At 27.5% G+C, this 17,412-nt stretch carries 13 protein-coding genes and 1 riboswitch; of the genes, 3 read left to right on the top strand and 10 right to left on the bottom strand.

What is annotated here, in order from left to right; translation table 11 throughout:
• Window positions 1-35 precede the first annotated feature (35 nt).
• Complete coding sequence (locus IC218_RS03245) at window positions 36-374, top strand: TIGR04076 family protein (protein ID WP_227433146.1); 339 nt, start codon at window positions 36-38, stop codon at window positions 372-374.
• Between the two features lie 261 nt (window positions 375-635).
• Here IC218_RS03245 and IC218_RS03240 read toward each other — a convergent pair whose 3' ends face one another.
• The gene (locus IC218_RS03240; RefSeq protein WP_227823805.1) at window positions 636-833 is read right to left on the bottom strand and encodes a hypothetical protein; all 198 of its coding nucleotides are present in this window, start codon (window positions 831-833) and stop codon (window positions 636-638) included.
• Between the two features lie 155 nt (window positions 834-988).
• Between IC218_RS03240 and IC218_RS03235 the strand changes: the two genes are divergently transcribed.
• Entirely contained in the window at window positions 989-2,266 is a 1,278-nt protein-coding gene (locus tag IC218_RS03235; protein ID WP_227823804.1) for an amidohydrolase family protein, read from the top strand.
• 283 nt (window positions 2,267-2,549) lie between these two features.
• Here IC218_RS03235 and IC218_RS03230 read toward each other — a convergent pair whose 3' ends face one another.
• From IC218_RS03230 to IC218_RS03210, 5 genes are all read right to left on the bottom strand, one after another.
• Complete coding sequence (locus IC218_RS03230) at window positions 2,550-3,284, bottom strand: hypothetical protein (RefSeq protein WP_227823803.1); 735 nt, start codon at window positions 3,282-3,284, stop codon at window positions 2,550-2,552.
• A complete protein-coding gene (locus IC218_RS03225) occupies window positions 3,277-5,523 on the bottom strand; it encodes a M1 family aminopeptidase (protein ID WP_227823802.1) in 2,247 nt (748 codons plus the stop codon). The genes IC218_RS03230 and IC218_RS03225 overlap by 8 nt, the downstream gene beginning before the upstream one ends.
• Window positions 5,523-6,398, bottom strand: a complete 876-nt coding sequence (locus IC218_RS03220; protein ID WP_227823801.1) for an ATP-binding cassette domain-containing protein — start codon at window positions 6,396-6,398, stop codon at window positions 5,523-5,525. The genes IC218_RS03225 and IC218_RS03220 overlap by 1 nt, the downstream gene beginning before the upstream one ends.
• 204 nt (window positions 6,399-6,602) lie before the next feature.
• On the bottom strand, window positions 6,603-8,093 hold the full coding sequence (locus IC218_RS03215; RefSeq protein WP_227823800.1) for a sensor histidine kinase: 1,491 nt from the start codon (window positions 8,091-8,093) through the stop codon (window positions 6,603-6,605).
• The gene (locus tag IC218_RS03210) at window positions 8,080-8,760 is read right to left on the bottom strand and encodes a response regulator transcription factor (RefSeq protein ID WP_227823799.1); all 681 of its coding nucleotides are present in this window, start codon (window positions 8,758-8,760) and stop codon (window positions 8,080-8,082) included. Before IC218_RS03210 ends, IC218_RS03215 begins: the two co-directional genes overlap by 14 nt.
• Window positions 8,761-9,044: 284 nt before the next feature.
• Here IC218_RS03210 and IC218_RS03205 point away from each other — a divergent pair, with 284 nt between their 5' ends.
• Window positions 9,045-9,362, top strand: coding sequence for a pyrimidine/purine nucleoside phosphorylase (locus tag IC218_RS03205; protein ID WP_227433130.1), 318 nt, complete (start codon window positions 9,045-9,047; stop codon window positions 9,360-9,362).
• 96 nt (window positions 9,363-9,458) lie between these two features.
• On the opposite strand, the gene IC218_RS03200 is transcribed toward IC218_RS03205, so the two are convergent.
• The 4 genes from IC218_RS03200 to gcvPA all read right to left on the bottom strand — a co-directional run bounded on the left by IC218_RS03200 (window position 9,459) and on the right by gcvPA (window position 16,534).
• Entirely contained in the window at window positions 9,459-11,816 is a 2,358-nt protein-coding gene (locus IC218_RS03200; protein WP_227482419.1) for an HAD-IC family P-type ATPase, read from the bottom strand.
• 233 nt (window positions 11,817-12,049) lie between these two features.
• The gene (locus IC218_RS03195) at window positions 12,050-12,367 is read right to left on the bottom strand and encodes a hypothetical protein (RefSeq protein ID WP_227823798.1); all 318 of its coding nucleotides are present in this window, start codon (window positions 12,365-12,367) and stop codon (window positions 12,050-12,052) included.
• A 235-nt stretch (window positions 12,368-12,602) separates the two neighbouring features.
• Window positions 12,603-14,060, bottom strand: a complete 1,458-nt coding sequence (gene gcvPB, locus IC218_RS03190; protein WP_227823797.1) for an aminomethyl-transferring glycine dehydrogenase subunit GcvPB — start codon at window positions 14,058-14,060, stop codon at window positions 12,603-12,605.
• A complete protein-coding gene (gene gcvPA, locus IC218_RS21805; RefSeq protein WP_255616311.1) occupies window positions 14,060-16,534 on the bottom strand; it encodes an aminomethyl-transferring glycine dehydrogenase subunit GcvPA in 2,475 nt (824 codons plus the stop codon). The genes gcvPB and gcvPA overlap by 1 nt, the downstream gene beginning before the upstream one ends.
• A 206-nt stretch (window positions 16,535-16,740) precedes the next feature.
• Window positions 16,741-16,845: riboswitch (glycine riboswitch) on the bottom strand.
• Window positions 16,846-17,412 lie beyond the last annotated feature (567 nt).

The raw sequence follows: 17,412 nt of genomic DNA, 5'->3' as shown, positions 1-17,412 counted from the left end.
AAATAAAAGTTACAAATTACGAGGAGATGACTTTCATGAAAAAATGTAAAATAGAAGTAATAAAAACAACATTCCATAAAGATTTAGCAGATGAGTATGGATGTAAAGGTATTGGAAAATGCCCTATGCATAAAGTAGGAGAAGTATTTTTTGGAGATTTTGCTAAACCTGAAAAATTATGTGACGAAGCATGGAAAGCAATGTATCAATATGTATTTGCTTTATCTCATGGTAGTGAAAAATTTTACTATGGAGATTGGATAGATAAAGAAGGAGTGGCTATATGCTCCTGTAATGATGGAATTCGTCCTGTCATTTTTAAAATTGAGAGAACTGATGAAGAATCTAAAATGGAATATAAACCCATAAGATAGATAATAGTCTTAAACTAATTTTACTAATCATATTTTAAATGCATTATTCCAATTTATTCCTTAAAATTTAATGCTTATAGTGAAATATAGTACCAAAATTAAATTAATGAAATACAATAAAAGGAAATTGTATATTGTACAATTTATGTCATAAAAAAGATTCATTTAAATCGATTTTAAAAACTGTTAAGTAATGTACCTAATATTTTTTTAATCCACTTATAAAGAGAATACTCCTACCAATAGATGTCTCTAACATGATTATAATATATGATAAATCTTGTTCATTTTGCCATATATTATAATCTTATTAATTCCTAATATATTTTTTGTAATACAAAATTTCCTAATGTAAGAATCCTTTGAAATTTCACTTTTATATAATTTTATTATTTTATTCTCTCCATAATCATAAATTTTAGATGTATTTCCTTTACCAATACATTTGTATTGTTTCATTATTTTCATCCTCTCAAATTCAATAATATTTATTATTATTTAATAGTATTTATAACTCAGATTTGATATAATACATAGGGTAAAATTTTAATTAATAAACCCTATATATTTACTTATATATTAAAGCTAACAAATTTAAAACTAAGGAGAGCTATATGTTAAAAGCAATAAAAGGAAATATAATTTTTACAAAGACTTCAGATACTTTCACAGTATTTGAAAATAGCTACATTATACTAAACAAAGGCAAAGTAAAAGGTGTCTTTAAAGATATACCTAAAGAATATAAAAACTCAGAAATCGTAGACTATACTGATAAACTTATAATACCTGGTATGAACGACCTTCATTGCCATGCACCTCAGTTTAGAAATTTAGGCATGGCTATGGACAAGGAACTTATACCATGGCTTGAAACTTATACATTCCCAGAAGAATCAAAGTATATAGATATAGAATATGCTACAAAGATGTATAAAAAATTTGTAAAAGAAGTATGGAAATCAGGTACTACTAGAATAGCTGTATTTGCAACAGTACATAAAGAAGCATCTATGAAACTTATGGATATTTTTAAAGAAGCTGGTCTTGGAGCATATGTTGGTAAAGTAAATATGAACATGAATTGTCCTGACACTCTACTAGAAAATACTGAGGATTCTATCAACGATACAGAAGAAATAATAAACAAATACAGTGACATAAATTCTATTGTAAAACCAATTATAACTCCTAGATTTATACCTAGTTGTACAAGTAATCTCTTAAGGGAATTAGGAGATTTATGTTTAAAGTATAATGTTCCTATACAATCACATTTATCTGAAAACCATGATGAAATTGAATGGGTTAAAAGTTTAGAACCTGAATCTAAATTTTACGGAGATGCCTACAATAGATACAATTTATTTGGTCAAACACCTACATTAATGGCTCATTGTATTCACTGCTCTCAAGAAGAAATAGATTTAATGAAAGAAAATGAGGTTATGGCTGTTCATTGTCCTGCTTCTAATTTTAATGTTGGTAGTGGAGCCATGCCTATTAGAAAATTACTTGATAATAATATTAAACTAGCTCTTGGTTCAGATATAAGTGGTGGTCATACATTGTCAATATTTAAAGCAATAGTATCTGCAATCCAGCTATCTAAATTATACTGGGTAAATTCTAATAAGAAATGTAATTTCCTATCGTTATCTGAGGCTTTTTATATTGCAACTAAAAGTGGAGGAAGTTTTTTTGGAAAAGTTGGTAGCTTTGAAGAAAATTATGATTTTGATGCATTAATTATTGATGATTCAGATTTAAATCATGACAGTTACTCTATACTTGAAAGACTTGAAAGATTTATCTATGTTGGTGATGACAGAAATATTATTCATAGATATGTATGTGGAAAATTAATTGAGGAACCTTCTGTAGAATTATAATAAAAAATTTTATTGTACATACCTTACTTAATTCATATACTCAATATTCATATACTCAATAAAAAGAGTATGTACTAAAATCCATGAAATCATAGATTAAAACATACTCTTTTAGATTATCTTTGATTTATTTCTAGTTGTATTTAATTTTAATAATTATATTGTGTTTTTTCATAGTCAGTTTTCTTTCTAAACTTTAATTTGTACACATTACTCTTAGTCCTTAAATAAGAATGCTACAATTTTTATGAAGTTTAACTAAATTACTCTTTGTAATACCCTTCTAAGCTTTAATTTTAGTTTTATTGTATGCTTTGCATACAATAACTATTAAGCCTATACCTATAATCACCAAAGCTATTCTACTTATTACAAATCTCTGTGGAATATCAAATGCAAGATTACCCATCGTGTCTGCAACTTTACTCTCTAGTATAGAGTTCACTAGATTTTTACCAGATATAATAGATAGTGTACCAGAATTTGTTATAAGAAATATTATTGGAATAAAAATATATAGAAAGTTTCCATTTATATTACCAATAAACATGCCCATACCTGATATAAATAACACAGATGGTATTAAAATTAGAATTATAGGTTTTATAAATTGACTAAAATCATTAAATTGAAATAATCTATTGTAAAAAATAAAACTTATTGCAATTACAACTGCAACTGTTAGAAGATACACAACTGCTATTGTAACACTTTTTAAGCAAAAATATGTTGTAGGTTTTATCTTAGTGCTCATAGTAATTGTCCTTACAGCTTCTTCTCTCTTTGAAAAGATGTACGTGCAAAACACAAGAACTATAACTAGTAAAAATGGATTTACATCAAGTAAAAAACCAGAATAACTCCACTCTGAAAATGGTGCTGTGTCGTTTAAACCATAGATTGTCTTTGTCTTAAGGACATGGTAGGAGAACCATCCTGTTATTAATATTAAAACCAAATATACCTTAGAGAATAACAATCTCTTCATTTCATATTTTATTATTTTTAAATTATTCAAAATTCAATTCCTCCCCTGTAAGATTACAAGCCTTTAAGAAATCATCATATTTTAATATATTGTACTTATATTTGTTATATAAGTCTTTAAGAATAGCTTCAAACTTATCTTGTCCTAAAATCTCTTCTGCCTTCAAAATTTGTAATGGCATTTTGTTATATAGAAGTCTCATAGAATTAGGTGATAAAATATTGAATACATAATTTTCAGGCAATTTTTCCAAATACTGCGGATTATTCATATAGAAATTTCTCTTAAGCTTATCATTTTCTTCTTTCCAATTATCTATAGTTTTTTTACTATACTCTTTTCCATACTCGTATTCCATGAACTTATTAGTTGCATAATTTGTTATTCCTTCTGGTGACCAAGGAGGTGTCATTTGGTCAACTTGTACTATAATCCCCCACCACTGGTGGCATATTTCATGAGCCAAAACTTCAGATCCATTTTCTCCCTCTCCTATGTGAGTATCAAATACATCTGGGTTGAAAATACTTTCATCCATATAACTTATATTCTCATGTGCTTTTCCTCCAGTTACCTGTCCTGATGAGGCTCCTCCTTCTACTAGCTTAAGCGGAATAACTTTATAACGTTCTACTTCTCCATATTGTTTTGTATAGAAATTGATAGAATCTTTTATAATTTTCTCTGCATTCATTTTATTTATTTTATCTCCATGCTTTCTATTATAGTAAAATTGCACATCAATCCCACCTGCTTTTATATCTTTTTTTACATAGTCTGCAGCTATTATAGTCAACATTATTCCTCTTGTGCTAAATTTCCATGTACATTCATTATCCTTTTTATCACCTTTTACCTTTTCTGTACTGATTCCACTTACTACAGGTGTTATTCCAGTAGGTAGAGTTATATTACCATTAATCATCGATTCCATTGTATTCATAGCATCAACTTTAGGTTTTGGAAATATTGAACCTTTACTACGTAACTCAACCTTATCTTTACTTATTGTATCTCCTGCAAGAATAGTTTCAAATAGTTGATTGTTTATTAATTTCCCTCCATACTCAATTTCAATTTTAAGATTTTTTTCTTTAGGTATATTCAAACTAAGTCTTCCTTCTGCTTGTTTCTTCTTAGAAATATCATATTTAGCTTTCTTACCATTTATCTTAATATCTTTAATATCGTATCCAGGATTTAAATCAAATTCCAAGTTTTGATTTTCTCCACTAGTATTTTCCATAGTGTATTGTATTTTGCCATCTAATCTTGCCTTTTTAGGATTTATTTTTATATCAAGATCTGAATCAAGTAATTTTATATTCTTATTTAGCTTTTCATCAGCACCAGTAGACATAACAGCACCTGAGCCAGACTTCTTATCTGATACCTTTTCCATTTTAGGTGGAGGAGTATCATCATAATATGGTTCAAATGCATATACACTATAAGAACCTGCAATTAATACTATAGTTAAAATTGATAGTAATACCTTTTTCATATTAATTAGTATAGATGAAAAAACATTTTTTTCATATTTTCTTGTGCATATCACACCTAATAAATACGTTGATATTGATATAAAACTCCAAAGTAGTCTATTCCAACATAAAGCTTTTAATTGCAAAGTATTCCCAAAGCTATCAGAATAAATAGTAACTTTTGTCTGTACCCAATCAATAAGATAACTATCTTTTATATTTATAGATAAAAATACTAGAACAAGGAGTATAATCATACTTAAATCAATACGTCTTGTTATAGAATAAAATCCTGCTGAAAGTAAAATACCAAATAATAAGGCTGGTAACATTAAAACTAAATAGTTTATAAGATAAGTACTTAAACTAAAATTATCACCCATCTTAATGATAGAATATGGAAAACATGTAATCATCGAAATTATTACAGATACTATAGTTGATACAAGAATAGAAATCACTCTAGCTAAATTTAAACTTTTAGCATCCATAATAGTTTCTATGATACCATTGGTTTTGTTTCTATAAATACTATCCATCTCATATATTGTAAACATTGAGAATAAAACTGTACCTATTAAAGCCCCTAACTTTGCTGGATTAAGTAAAACAGGTATACTCAAACTAAGTGATTGTCCTGAACTACCTTGGAGCAATAATCCAGGATTTTCATACATTATTATTGATAGACCTGGTATCAGTGCTATTACTACTATGAAAGTCCATGTAATCTTTGAGCTAAAAATCCTCTTTATCTCATCTTTGATAAATTTAATTGATTGCATTACTTTATCTCCTCCTCAGATATTAAAAACATATACGCATCCTCTAATGATGGTTCTACAGGTATCGCAAATTCTGGAAGCTTATGACTTACAATACGATATGAAGTCCCTGTTGTAGTAAGAATACTTGATGTAACTTTAAATTTGCTTGTTTTATTGCTATGTATTTTTCCATTTTTATCTTCATAAACTCCAACATGTCCCTCCGCTTTTTTAATTAACTCTTCAGAACTTCCATCAAAGAGCACATTTCCTTTATTTATTACTATTAATCTATTACATACAGACTGAACATCTTCTATAATATGTGTGGACAATATTACAATCTTATCTCTTGAGTTTTTTGAAAATAAATTACGGAAGTTTATTCTCTCCTCAGGGTCTAGTCCGACTGTAGGTTCATCTAGTATTAATAACTCTGGATTTCCCATTATTGCTTGAGCTATTCCAACTCTCTGTTTTTGACCACCTGATAGGGTCTTAATCTTTGAATTTCTCTTTTCTAATAAATTAGTTTGGCTAATAACTTCTTCTATTATCTTTTTTGTGTTCTTATTAATATCTTTTAAAACTGACATGTACTCAAGAAATTGATACACTGTCAACTCATCATACAAACCAAATTCTTGTGGTAAATATCCTAATTTACTTTTTAAATCTGTTTCATTCTGTTTAAGGGGTTTACCATTTACTAAAATCTGACCTGAAGTTTGAAGTATTCTTGAAGTCAAAAGTTTCATTAAAGTACTCTTACCTGCTCCATTAGGACCAAGTAAGCCTATCAAATTTGGACTTTCAAGACTTATATTTATATCTTTTAGTGCTTCCTTCCCTGCTCTATAAGTCATATTTAAATTTTTAACATCAATTTTCATGTTTCACTCACCTTTCACGTTTTTTAGTTTCTTATTACATTTTTTATTATATAAATGAAGTATGTAGTTAATATGTTCTTATCTTGTTTTTTATATGGTAGCTAAATACTTTTTAAATACATTCTTATACTCAAAATAACCCTATACTAAAATTTAAATTTAACCTTAAAATTTTAGTATAGGGTTATTTTATTTATAAAATATTTACTGCAATGTATTTTTTAATGCGATAGGAAATATAGCTGTAAATTTTACACCTACTGATGTATTTTCAATTTTATATTTGACCTTGTGCATATCAAATATAACTTTAATAATATACAATCCTAGACCACTTCCACCAGATTGTCTACTTCGTGACTTATCTACACGATAAAAAGGATTAAAAATATTTTCTATCTCAGATTCTTCTATAAATGTATTTGAATTCTCAACTTCAAAAACTCCACATTCATTATTCTTATACAATTTTATACTTACCAAAACACCATTTTTTGAGTGCTTAATTGAATTGTTAATAATATTAGAAATAGCTTTTTTCATCAATTTTATATCTACAAAAGAGTATAAATTTTTTTCTATATCAGTAATAACATCTATATTCTTATTTTCTGCTAATATTAAGTAATTTTGTATTGATTTCTGTACTAATGAACTCATATTAATTTCTACTGTATTTAATTTAAATCCAGATGACTCCATACGAGAAATATCGAGAATTTCACGTACCATTTCTTCCATACTTTCTATTACTTTAAGTGAATGTCTTAAATAAGTATCTCTATCTTTATACATGCCAACATTGTATATCATGCCTTCAAGTTGACCTTTTATAATCGTAATTGGTGTTTTTAACTCATGAGATACTGCTGCAAAAAAAGTTCTTCTACTTATTTCATTCTTTCTTTCCTTTTCAATGTCTTCTTGAAGCTTTAAATTTGCATGCTCAAGATTATTAAGTGTGCTTGATAAATTATGTGCAAGCTCATTTAAACTTAAAGCAAGAGAGCCTATTTCATCATCACTTTCTACATCACATCTAACATCTAAATTCATCTGTGCAATTTTTTTTGAAGTATTACTTATCTTGACAACAGGTTTTGTAATTACTCTAGAATAAATAAATGAAGTAACTAGTGATATTATCAAAATCATTATTGTAACTACTGGTATCAATTTTAATAAAACCATAGAAGCTTCATCAACTACCATCAATTTTGGCATAACAGAGAGAATATATTTATCTGAACTATTTTTAAATGTAATATCAGTGGATATGGCACTTACATAACTACTTCCCGAAATTTGATTATTATTTAGGTAATTATATAAAAAATTATCTTCATTGAATATGGTTCTTTGCTTCTTATTTGATATAATATTTTCATCACCTAATTTCCCATACTTTATATTAGATGGTATTTCTACTGATTTTCCATTTTTCATTAAATTAATAGACACATTATTTTCAATTATAAAATCATAAAATTTAAGTGTAGAATCCTCATATTTAGTCTTCTCAATAACTTTAACAAATTCATTCAGATTTTTTTTGATATCATCTGTTAAGTATGATTTATATGTTTTGGGCATTGACATCATGATAAATATGTAAATTAGTGTACAGGATAAAATAAGTATCAAAGTTGTACTTAAAAAAACTTTTCTATTTAGACTTTTCTTAATCCAATACATCAATCCTATATCCTACCCCTCTTATTGTTTCTATGTAATTCACATCAAGCTTTTTTCTAAGATTTTTTATATGTGTATCTACAACCCTTTCATCTCCTAAAAAATCATATTTCCACAGGCTATTTATTAAATTTTCTCTAGTAAGTACACGCCCCTTGTGTTCTATTAGTTCCTTTAGAACTTCAAATTCTCTAGCAGTCAATTCAATCTGTTTACCATTAATAAAAACTTTATATCCTTCAACATCAACATTGATATCTCTATATGATAAAAATTCTCTATCTTCATGATTTTCTTCCTTATCCCCAGTTCTTCTTAATACTGCCTCTACTCTTTTTAGAAGAACAATTGTAGAAAATGGTTTTGTAATATAATCATCCACTTTTAATTCAAATCCTTTTACTTGGTCTGTTTCTTCATCCAATGCTGTAAGTATAATAATTGGAATATTAGATTCATTTCTTATTATTTCACAAACTACAAAGCCATCTATTTTTGGCATCAGTATGTCTAATAAAATCAAATCAAATTGTTGCTTTTTAAACTTTTCAATTCCATCAAGACCATTATTTGCTGTTATGATAGTATAATCTGCATTTTCTAAAAATGTTTTTATTATATTTTGGATATCTATATCGTCTTCTATGACCAATATTCTCTTTGACAAGCCTATCCCCTCTTTCTATAATTATAAACTTTAGATTGTATAACATATTTAGATTATACACTATCTTTATGTTTTTGATGTGTAGCATATGGTACTTCTCCTAAGTACTTTTCATATTATATTTATAAAATTGCGAAGTCAATATAATAAAAATATGAATTTTTTCTTATTTTATCTTTATTAATTTTTTTTATAAATACTAAATTTTATTTGTAAATATATAGCAATTTTTATATTATTTCTATATAATATATATGAGTAAATAATTTTGGAGGATTTGTCTAATGAGTGAATTTAAAGATGTTACTGCAGTAAAAAAAGCAAACGTTTATTTTGATGGTAAAGTAAGTAGTAGAGTAATAATATTTCCTAATGGAGAAAGAAAAACTTTAGGATTGATGTTACCTGGAGAGTATACTTTTTCTACTAGAGAAGAAGAAATAATGGAAATGCTTGCTGGAAGCATGGATGTAAAACTACCTGGAAGCAATGAATTTGTGACATATAAAGAAGGGCAAAAATTTAATGTTCCTTCTGATTCAAGTTTTGATTTAAAAGTTAATGAAGTTGTTGACTATTGCTGTTCATACATAGCTGATTAATAAATATATATGATATTCTTATATAAAATTTAATGTAAATAAAAAAAGAACAACTATATTTAATATTAAGTTGCTCTTTTTTTTATATTGCTCAAATTAGTTTAAATCTGGAACTATTGTGTCTAGTATCTCATCTAATACAAATAACATAACTTTTATCATAATCGGCATTAACACTGCTAATACCATAGTTATAAGGATTAGCTCTTTACTTAGAGCTACAAATGAGAATAATCCACCTAAAAATAGAATCCCAATAACAAATGCTATGGTCATGCTTACAATTAAAAATAATCTTTCTTTATTAAATGGCAAGCATTGCTGTCTTAGTATTAAAAGACCACATATACCAGTTAATATAGCACACATTGTGGAAAATACACTTGAACTATAACCTAAATATTCGACTATATTGTAAACAATAATTACATTTAATGTTACACATAATGCTCCTGGTAAAGCATTTTTTAATATATTAAGTAAAAAATTTCCTGAAATTCTACTTCTATTTGCCTCAAGAGCTAAAAAGAATGATGGTATACCTACTGTTACAGCTCCAATCAATGATAATTGAATTGGCACAAATGGATACTGTCTACTAAAGAAAAATAATGTTAATAGTGATAAGAAGAATGAAAAGATTGTTTTTACTAAAAACAAAGAAGATGCTCTTTGAATATTATTGATTACCTTTCTCCCCTCCATAACAACCTTTGGCATGGATGCAAAATTTGAATCTAATAAAACTAAATTAGAAACATTTTTGGTAGCATCACTTCCAGATGCCATTGCAATACTACAGTCAGCTTCTTTAAGTGCTAACACATCATTTACACCATCTCCTGTCATTGCTACTGTACGATTTTGTTGTTTTAATGCTACAATCATTTGTTTCTTTTGTTGTGGGCTTACTCTTCCAAAAACACTATATTTATCAACAGCATCGTATATGTCTTTATCATTTTTAAGTGTTGTTGCATCAATAAATCTATTAGCTGTTTTAAGACCTGCTTTTCTTGCTACTTCACTTACTGTTATTGGATTATCTCCAGATATAATTTTTATATCTACACCTTCATTATAAAAAAATTCTAAAGTTTCCTTAGCCTCATTCCTAATTTTATCTAATATCAATATAAAAGCAAGCGGTTTTATATCTTCAGGTATCTTATTATCTTCCATGTAAGAGTTACTATGAGCTAAAGCTATTACTCTATTTCCTGCTTTAGAATATTTTTCAATTTCTATTTTTAAGTCTTTATATCTATCTTTAAAAATAAACTCAAAGGCTCCTATTAAGTATGTACCTTCATTTTCAAAAACAACACCACTGTATTTTCTTGCTGATGAGAATGGAATCAAATTTTTAACTTTATACGTATCTGAAATATCATATTTATCTCTTATAGCATTTAATGTCGCATTATCATCTTTAAGAGAATTACACAAATTTCCCATAATCTCATTTACATCAACTTTTTCAAGCATTACTACATCATCAACTTGCATTTTACCCTCTGTAATTGTACCTGTTTTATCAAGACATAATGTGTCAACTCTAGCAAGAGTCTCTACACAATATAATTCTTGAACTAAAGTCTTGTGGCTTGCAAGTTTTATTGTCCCAACAGCTAAGGCAATACTTGTAAGCAGAGTTAATCCTTCTGGTATCATTCCATTTACAGCTGCCACAGTACCTACTACAGATGTTACTATAGAATCTCCATTTCCAAAATGTTGTTTTACAAACAATATAATTCCTAAAGGAATAATTATTACACCAACAACTTTTAATATTGCATTTAATGAATTTCTGAGTTGAGAATTGTGTTTCTTGGAAATTTTAGCGTCACTAGCTATCTTATTTGCATAGTTATCTTTTCCTATATTTTCAACTTTTACAAATGCATCTCCAGAAACTACAAAACTACCAGAATATAAAAAATCACCTTTGCTTTTTACAATAATATCAGATTCTCCTGTGATTAGAGATTCATTTACCTCTAACTTTCCTTCTAAAACTTTTGAATCAGCACAAATTTGATTTCCTGTTTTTAAAATCATAATATCGTCTAGCACTAATTCTTGAACATCAATCTTTATTTTCTCTTTTTCTCTTATAACAGATACTTTGCTTGATACTATAACAGATAGATTGTCCAACAATCTTTTTGCTCTTATTTCTTGAATCACACCAATAATAGTATTAATTACAGCAATAAATATAAATAAGGTATTTTTAAAAGAGCCAACTGAAACTAGCAAACAAACTAAAACAATATTTATAAGATTAAAAAGTGTAAATATATTATCTTTAAAAATTTGCTTGTATGTTTTAGTTTTTCCATTGTCAAATACATTAATTAAATTGTCTTCTCTTCTACTTTTAAGTTGTTCACTGTTTAATCCAACATTTATATCACAATTATATCTTTTTAAGTTAACTTTATCCATATTATACTCCTTTCAACTTAACTTTTTCTTTAATAGTAATATCTATAAATATATTGTAAAATTCTAATTTAGTTTAATGTATCTTATTGTAGTTTATATAATAAAACATAAATCTAAAGATTTTAATATCATAATTCTTAAGATTTCCTAAATTTTTTATGAATTTCGATATATTCTTATTAAGTTTAAATTAAGTTAAAAGAATAAATAGGTTTATTCCCTATAAAATAAAACTAGTTTGTATATTCAATTTCCAAATCTTCATGTTTTCCTTTACCATATATAATCATTCCTATAACTGAAATTATTATAAGCATACTTCCTACAATACTATAAAAATTGAACTTTTCATTCAGTAAAAATACTCCTGCAAATATAGATACTACCGTAGCGATATTTGATAATATTGATGTAAATGATATTGTTTCAATTAGTTGCATTGCTGCTGTTATTTCAATTGGTGTAAATTCACTTTTAGATAATTTTCTTACATATACACCATATGCACCTGCACAAATTACTGCCGCAAATATCATTAGTCTTCCAAGCATACTACTTGTTTGATTACCTGTATTTTGTAAAAATATAGAAATGGTTGAAACATACATAAAATCAAGAGGGATTTAAATCCTCACATTTTCTAGTAATATATAAAAAACTTTAACAGTACATACCATGTATGTCAACATATATACAAAAAAGCTATCTAATTTAAAATAGTTTAGATAGCTTTTTAATACAAATACAAAGTTTTTGTATATTTAAATTATTTATTATTTTAATTACTTATCTTTGTGACCATGTTAATATAGGCTTTTTCACTGCTCTTGCATCATCAACTCTTTTAACTAAAGTATTATGTGGAGCAGTTTTTAGTAATTCTGGCTCTTCCTTAGCTTCTTTGGCGACATTCTTCATAGCTTCAATAAAACTATCTAATGTTTCTATACTCTCACTTTCTGTAGGCTCTATCATAAGTGCTTCATTTATAATAAGAGGGAAATACATTGTTGGAGGATGATATCCATAATCCAACAATCTCTTTGCTATATCAATAGTTTTTATATTTGCTTCTCCTCTTGGTAGTCCACCTAATACAAACTCATGTTTACATAAAGTGTCTATTGGTAAAATATAATCATCTTTTATACTTTCTTTTATATAATTAGCATTTAGAACTGCCATTTCACTAGCTTCTTTAAGTCCATCTCTTCCCATTGTCAATATATATGTGTAAGCTCTTACAAGGACTCCAAAGTTTCCATAGAAATTTTTAATTTTTCCAATAGACTTTTGTCTATCATAATTTAATACATATTTATCTTCTTGTTTTTCGATTATTGGAATTGGTAAAAAAGACACTAACTCTTTTTTTGCTCCAACAGGTCCAGCCCCTGGACCACCACCACCATGAGGAGTTGAAAATGTCTTATGAAGATTAAGATGGACTACATCAAATCCCATATCTCCTGGTCTTGTTATTCCCATAATAGCATTCATGTTTGCACCATCATAATACAAAAGGCCACCTGCTTCATGTACAAGGTCAGCTATTTCTTTTATATTTTTTTCAAATAGCCCAAGAGTACTCGGATTAGTAAGCATAAGGGCTGCTACTTCATCATTTAAAACTTCTTTTAATACATCTATATCTACAGCACCATTTTTATCAGACGTTATTTGAATTACATCAAAATTCGCCATAGCTGCACTTGCTGGATTTGTTCCATGTGCAGAATCTGGAATTATTACTTTAGTTCTTTTATAGTCTCCTCTATTTTCATGATACGCTTTTATAAGCATAAGACCTGTAAATTCACCATGTGAACCTGCTGAAGGTTGAAGTGTCACTTCATCCATACCTGTAATTTCTGCAAGTTTATTTGATAAATCATACATAAGAGCAAGAGACCCTTGTGCTGTATCTGAAGATTGATATGGATGCATTCCAGTAAAGTTTGGAAGTGCTGCCATATCTTCATTAATTTTAGGGTTATATTTCATTGTACAAGAACCTAAAGGATAAAAACCAGTATCAACACCAAAATTCTTATTTGACAATAAAGTATAATGTCTAACTAATTCTAATTCACCAACTTCTGGTAAGTTTAATTCATTTTGTCTAGCCATAGTTGGGTCAATCATATCTTCTATTTTTATATCATCTATATCTAATTCTGGAAGTGAGTATGCTTTTCTACCTTTTTTAGATATATCTATCAACAAACTATTATATTCTTTCATTATAACCCCTCCATTATTCCAACTAACTTATCTATTTCATTTTTACTTCTTTTTTCAGTTACACAAAGTAAAGTTGAATTTTTTAATTCTGGATAATTGTGTTCTAAATTATAACCACCTAATATATTTTCTTCTAAAAGTTTATCGTTTATAGTGTCTATATTATAATTTCCTTGTACTGCAAATTCTTTAAAAAATCTGCCTTTAAATATAGGTCTGTATTTTCCTGTTTGCACAAGTTTATTATAAGCATAGTGTGCTTTTTTCATTGATTGCATACCAACTTCTTTAAATCCTTCTTTACCCATAGTAGCCATGTATATTGATGCTACAAGAGCATTTAGAGCTTGATTTGAACATATATTAGAAGTTGCTTTTTCTCTTCTTACATGTTGCTCTCTAGTTTGTAAAGTTAATACATATGCAATTTTCCCTTCTGTATCTAAACTTTGCCCAACTATTCTTCCAGGCATTTTTCTTGTATATTTAGATTTACTAGCCAAAAATCCTACATAAGGACCTCCAAAATTAAGAGGATTTCCTAGTGATTGAGCTTCTCCAACAACAATATCTGCTCCTATTTCACCTGGTGTTTTTAAAACACCTAATGATATTGGGTCAACACTCATAATTAACATGGCTTTATTTTCATGAGTTATTTTTTCTATTTCTTCCATCTCTTCAATAATCCCAAAGAAGTTAGGAGTTTGTATAAGGACACATGCTGTATCTTTATCTACAGAAGTTCTTAATTTTTCTATATCTGTAGTTCCATATTCATTACAAAAATCAATTTCTACTATTTCACAATCTTTATATTGTAAATAAGTTTTTAGTACTGATAAAGTTTCTGGATGTGTAGTTTTTGATACTACTATTTTACTTTTTCTAGTTTGATTCATTGCCATTATACATGCTTCTATTGCAGCAGTCGCTCCATCATACATTGATGCATTTGCAATTTCCATACCAGTAATTTCTGCAATCATAGATTGGAACTCAAACACTACTTGCAAAGTTCCTTGACTTATTTCTGCTTGATATGGAGTATATGCTGTATAAAATTCTGACCTTGAAGTTATATGTTTTATAATTGATGGTATATAATGGTCGTATGCACCAGCTCCAAGAAAACAAGTTAAATCTTCTAGACTTAAATTTTCCTCTGACAATCTTTTTACTATTTTACTAACTTCCAATTCAGATTTTCCACTGTCTAGATTTAAATCTCTTTTTAATTTTAGTTCATCTGGTATATCTGAAAATAATTCATCAACTGAGTTTAATCCAACTACTTTTAACATTTTTTCCTTATCTTCATTTGTGGCAGGTATATATGAAAATTTATTTTCTTTATTTACTACAACATTATCTTTTTTATATTGTTTTTTATAAAAAGGCTTCTTAACTGTTATAGCAGGAACAACTTTTTTTCTAATTGCTATACCTATTTCATTTCCTGCTTTTGCATATTCAGCATCTATAATTCCCATTCCTAAGATTTTTCCTGTTGTTGGAGATGCACACCCAGTAGTTACAAAACCAACTGTTTTATCTCCAACTTTTATATCATATCCATTTCTTGGCATCCCTTTACCTTGCATTTCAAATCCTACTAATTTTCTTTTAATCCCATTTTCTTTTTCTTCTGCTAAGATTGATTTGCCAATAAATGATTCCTTATTTACTTTTACAAAAATAGATAATCCTCCTTCAAGTGGAGATATGTGTTCATTTATCTCATGTCCATATAGAGGTAGAGCTGCTTCAAATCTTAAAGTATCTCTACAACCTAGACCAGCTGGACATATATCTTCTCCTCCAACTTTCAGGACTTCATCCCAAATTGCTTTTATATGTTCATTTTTGCAATATATTTCAAAACCATCTTCTCCAGTATATCCTGTTCTTGAAACTAAACAAGAGTATCCAGATACTTTTATTTTTGGCATTGACTTATAAAATTTTATTGATTCTAAATTTATGTCCGTGATTTTTTGAAGAATTTTTTCTGCTTTAGGTCCTTGAACTGCTAATTGACAAACTTCATTAGATATATTTTTTATATTTACTTTATACCCTTCACTTTGCTTCATTATCCATGCAACATCTTTGTCTATATTTCCTGCATTTATTACTAACAAATAATCTTCTTCCCCAAACTTATATATTAATAAATCATCAACTACTCCACCATTTTCATAGCACATAGGTGTATATATGATGTCATTGACTTTTAATACACTTATATCATTCGTAACTAGATTTTGTATAAATTTTTCTGATTCTACTCCTTTTACTTCTATCTCTCCCATGTGAGATACATCAAATATACCTGCACTTTTTCTAACCATTTCATGCTCTTTGTTTATTCCTTCATATTCTAAAGGCATTTCCCAACCAGCAAATTCAACAAGCTTTGCACCAAGCTCTTTGTGTGTATTATACAAAGGTACTCTTTTTAATTCATTCATATATAACCCTCCCTATAAAACTAAACTTATTCTATTTAATCAACTTCGCCATTATGTCCTGTATTTTCCCATAAAAAAAATATATAAGCATAGGAAATAATCCTAGCCTATATATCCCTGTTTGTATACCTGAAAGATTTAATAATTTAATATTATTCTGCTTCTTCGGTGACTTATAGTATTTAACTTAAGTCTCTCCAGAGTCCCATCAATTAGCGATATCTTTGCCTGAAAGCTTCTCTAAGAATTGGCATTTCTTAAATTTCTTCTTCGGCGCCTTTTTGTATAAAGGTCTCTCTCGCTAATCTCACTTGGAAATATTTATTTTCAATTTTATTTTATGAATATTTAAATCAAATGTCAACACATTATATTTTTTTTTTTTTATGTATTAATTTTTTTGTTAAGTTTTTATTATCAATTATTTCTCTTTTATATTATTCACTCTTCTGCAAACATATTATATATTAATGCAAAATAACATTTTCACTTAATTTATTATTAAAATAACACACAAAGAACCAAATGTAAATTTGTATCGAGATTTACTATAACATGTTAAAAGTATATTCATACACTTGATGAAATCGTTTACAATTTTAAACTTGTGAAAAATAAGATTTTTAAAATAGAATATTTTTAATAGAATTACAACTATATGAATGGTTATGTGATTTGAATATTTCTTAAAATTTTAATCATTTTATACTTTTAAAATACATTGCTATAAAATTTTATACCTTTATTTACATACATTTTAAATGTTGTATATGTAATTTTATTTTTGTATAACAAAAAGAACTTATTGAGCTTTTTTACAAGTTTTCTAAAAATAACAATATAGCAAATTCCTATCATTAGGTATCCCTATTAATTTA

This window comes from Clostridioides sp. ES-S-0005-03, from assembly GCF_020658455.1.
Lineage (GTDB): Bacteria > Bacillota > Clostridia > Peptostreptococcales > Peptostreptococcaceae > Clostridioides.
Note: the sequence above shows the minus strand (reverse complement) of the source record. Positions and strands in the feature narration are given on the sequence as shown.

Coding starts and splice junctions, on each gene's coding strand:
- gcvPB (WP_227823797.1), bottom strand. CDS start 14,060: ATGAAAGAATATAATAGTTTGTTGATAGATATATCTAAAAAAGGTAGA.
- IC218_RS03195 (WP_227823798.1), bottom strand. CDS start 12,367: ATGCTTGGAAGACTAATGATATTTGCGGCAGTAATTTGTGCAGGTGCA.
- IC218_RS03205 (WP_227433130.1), top strand. CDS start 9,045: ATGAGTGAATTTAAAGATGTTACTGCAGTAAAAAAAGCAAACGTTTAT.
- IC218_RS03235 (WP_227823804.1), top strand. CDS start 989: ATGTTAAAAGCAATAAAAGGAAATATAATTTTTACAAAGACTTCAGAT.
- gcvPA (WP_255616311.1), bottom strand. CDS start 16,534: ATGAATGAATTAAAAAGAGTACCTTTGTATAATACACACAAAGAGCTT.
- IC218_RS03240 (WP_227823805.1), bottom strand. CDS start 833: ATGAAACAATACAAATGTATTGGTAAAGGAAATACATCTAAAATTTAT.
- IC218_RS03200 (WP_227482419.1), bottom strand. CDS start 11,816: ATGGATAAAGTTAACTTAAAAAGATATAATTGTGATATAAATGTTGGA.
- IC218_RS03225 (WP_227823802.1), bottom strand. CDS start 5,523: ATGCAATCAATTAAATTTATCAAAGATGAGATAAAGAGGATTTTTAGC.
- IC218_RS03245 (WP_227433146.1), top strand. CDS start 36: ATGAAAAAATGTAAAATAGAAGTAATAAAAACAACATTCCATAAAGAT.
- IC218_RS03215 (WP_227823800.1), bottom strand. CDS start 8,093: ATGTATTGGATTAAGAAAAGTCTAAATAGAAAAGTTTTTTTAAGTACA.
- IC218_RS03220 (WP_227823801.1), bottom strand. CDS start 6,398: ATGAAAATTGATGTTAAAAATTTAAATATGACTTATAGAGCAGGGAAG.